The sequence below is a fragment of the Pseudoalteromonas sp. S3260 genome (genome assembly GCF_005886925.1).
Classification (GTDB): Bacteria; Pseudomonadota; Gammaproteobacteria; order Enterobacterales; family Alteromonadaceae; genus Pseudoalteromonas; species Pseudoalteromonas tetraodonis.
In genome coordinates, this window is the sequence record NZ_PNCV01000091.1 from 1 (window position 1) to 2,430 (window position 2,430).

A 2,430-nucleotide genomic window follows, 5' to 3' on the forward strand; every position below is an offset into this window, starting at 1 on the left:
CAAACAGGCTGCTGCAAATTTAACCTTGAAAGGTCAACAGACCCTAATGCAATTGATATAAATTATTGTCGCCTTGGGCGAAAAGAGTGAAGTAGAAAATGAATTCAATTCCTATAGAAGTTTACTTATCTGAGAATTTTGGCCTTGACGATAAGCATGCGAGTATAAAACCCATTGGTAGTGGGCATATCAATACTACCATGTTATTGAGTACACCTAAGCGGTCATTGGTTGTACAAAAGCTCAATACGGTGGTATTCCCAAAGCCACAGTTACTTGTTGATAATGCAAGATTAATAGAACGACACTTAAGCAAAAAGCAGCAAGTCGGTAAGTTCAACTTAGCAATTGTGCGGCATGTAGCAACAACTCAGCATGACTATTTAGTAAATAATAATAACGATACTTGGCGAGCCCTTGAGTTTATTGGTGGCAGTTACAGCGAAGATGTGGTTAATACTGTTAGCCAAGCGCAAACCGCGGCTAATGCATTTGGCCAATTTGCTGCGGCATTAGAGGATTTTGACGCTAACAAATTACATGCAGTTATCCCTAACTTTCATAATTTAGCCATGCGTGCAGAGGTTTTTAAGCAAGTTATTAACGCCGATCCTCATAAACGTGTAGCTCATTGTCAGGAGGAGGTTGATTTTTGTTTGTCGCAGTTCTCACTCATTGATGAGCTCAATGCATTAGCTGGAAAAGTCCCTATTCGCGTGTGTCATAACGATACTAAAATAAACAACATGCTATTTTGTTCAGATTCAAATGATGCAAAAGCGGTGATTGATTTAGACACCTGTATGCCAGGTTATTGGCTTAATGACTTTGGCGATATGGTCAGAACATTTTGCTCTGCAGAGCAAGAAGATTCAACAGCGCTTGAAAAAGTAGGTGTTCGTGAAGACATTTTTGCAGCAATTGTTAAAGGTTACGTTGAACCATTAAAGTCAGTATTAACGGCCGCAGAAAAACAAAGCTTTTGGTTAGGTGCTAAAGTAATGCCTTTTATGATTGGCTTACGCTTTTTAACCGACTATATAGACGGCGATAATTACTTTAGTGTTAAATATGAGAGACACAATTTAGATCGCGCAAAAAATCAATTTGCGTTGTACAGGGATATAGTAAGTAAGCAGCAGGTATTAAAGGCGATGTTAACTCAGATATAAGCCCAATTGGTTATATTGCTCAAAGTGTTAAAGCTAAGCTTTGAGCAATATAAAGCGAGGTTAAACGCTGAAAATACGTATAAACTTCCAACATCTCAATTTTTTACTTATTAAGCATCCGCTAGTTTTACACGAATTTTGCTTTTATCAACGGTTGTTTGATTGAGGGCTTTAATAGCGCCTTTAACTTCAATGTCGTTTGGCATTTCTACAAAAGCAAAACCTTTTGATTGGCCAGTTTCTTTATCGAGTACTAAGTTACAGGTGGTCACTTTACCGTGCGCTGTAAATAAAGTACGAAGCTCATGCTCAGTGGTAGCACGAGATAAGTTGCGAACTAATAGTTTCATAATGAACCTAATTAAGGGTATCAGCGGTAATTATCTCAAGTAACCCCGCTTTAGCCTAACTTTATTTTACATTTACTGAAAATAACGCCCATAAACAAAAAAAGCTGCTCGTTGGCAGCTTTTTGTTAATCAGCAGGCTTATTTACCAGCCGGTTGTTCAGCAAGGCTTATTGTGAGTTCCATCGCTTTTTTGTACTGAAACCTCAATTTAGAGTCGAAATTACATCGCTATAGGCTACTATTAACATAGTTGAGTCTGTTTAAAACCTAATTTACATCTTTATATTGTACTGGATGTTTGCGATGGTTTTTTAAATAGTCTTTGTATATCAAATATATTAGGTATTTATGCCCGTAAGAACCATTCCAAAAAACTATCGAAATGTGACAGGAATTGCAGCGCACAGTAAAGCTGATGGGCAAGCAATGTTTGAGTCAACACTGGAGCGAGACTTTATAAGTCTACTTGAATTCGACAAGCACGTAAGCCGATTTGAAGTTCAGCCAGTTAAAATTACTTGGCTAAATAAAGAAGACAAGCGACGTAGTTATACGCCTGATGTAGTAGCTTTCAGGCAAGGTGAAAAACCCACTTTATATGAAGTAAAGTATCGAAGTGATCTCAAGGTAAATTGGGACAAGCTACAGCCGAAGTTCCGGATGGCTATCAAATATGCAAAGGAAAATCAGTGGAGGTTTAAAATCGTCACTGAAAAGGAAATTAGAACACCCTATCTGGAGTCAGTTAAGTTTCTTCTTCCTTTTATAAGGCAAGGTGCTAGTGAAGAAGCAGATATGGCGTTGCTAGTTGGAAATTTAAAAAAGCTTGGGCGCGCAACACCAACAGGATTACTTGAAAAGATATACTCTGATCCGTGGAATCAAGCCTGAATCGCCCCGAGTTCATC

The 2,430-nt window shown here is 38.3% G+C and carries 3 protein-coding genes; 2 read left to right on the top strand and 1 reads right to left on the bottom strand.

Going from position 1 to position 2,430, the window contains the following annotated elements:
- Positions 1-98: 98 nt before the first annotated feature.
- Positions 99-1,172: a phosphotransferase enzyme family protein gene (locus tag CWC14_RS14805; RefSeq protein ID WP_138563610.1), complete on the top strand. Its 1,074-nt coding sequence runs from the start codon at positions 99-101 to the stop codon at positions 1,170-1,172.
- Positions 1,173-1,282: 110 nt separating this feature from the next.
- Here the strand turns inward: CWC14_RS14805 and CWC14_RS14810 are convergent, their stop codons facing one another.
- Positions 1,283-1,522, bottom strand: a complete 240-nt coding sequence (locus CWC14_RS14810) for an RNA recognition motif domain-containing protein (protein WP_008109433.1) — start codon at positions 1,520-1,522, stop codon at positions 1,283-1,285.
- 348 nt (positions 1,523-1,870) lie between these two features.
- Between CWC14_RS14810 and CWC14_RS14815 the strand changes: the two genes are divergently transcribed.
- Positions 1,871-2,413: a TnsA endonuclease N-terminal domain-containing protein gene (locus tag CWC14_RS14815; RefSeq protein ID WP_138563612.1), complete on the top strand. Its 543-nt coding sequence runs from the start codon at positions 1,871-1,873 to the stop codon at positions 2,411-2,413.
- Positions 2,414-2,430 lie beyond the last annotated feature (17 nt).

Excerpts from the sequence above, each read along its gene's own strand:
- CWC14_RS14815 (WP_138563612.1), top strand. The coding sequence starts at position 1,871 with ATGCCCGTAAGAACCATTCCAAAAAACTATCGAAATGTGACAGGAATT.
- CWC14_RS14805 (WP_138563610.1), top strand. The coding sequence starts at position 99 with ATGAATTCAATTCCTATAGAAGTTTACTTATCTGAGAATTTTGGCCTT.
- CWC14_RS14810 (WP_008109433.1), bottom strand. The coding sequence starts at position 1,522 with ATGAAACTATTAGTTCGCAACTTATCTCGTGCTACCACTGAGCATGAG.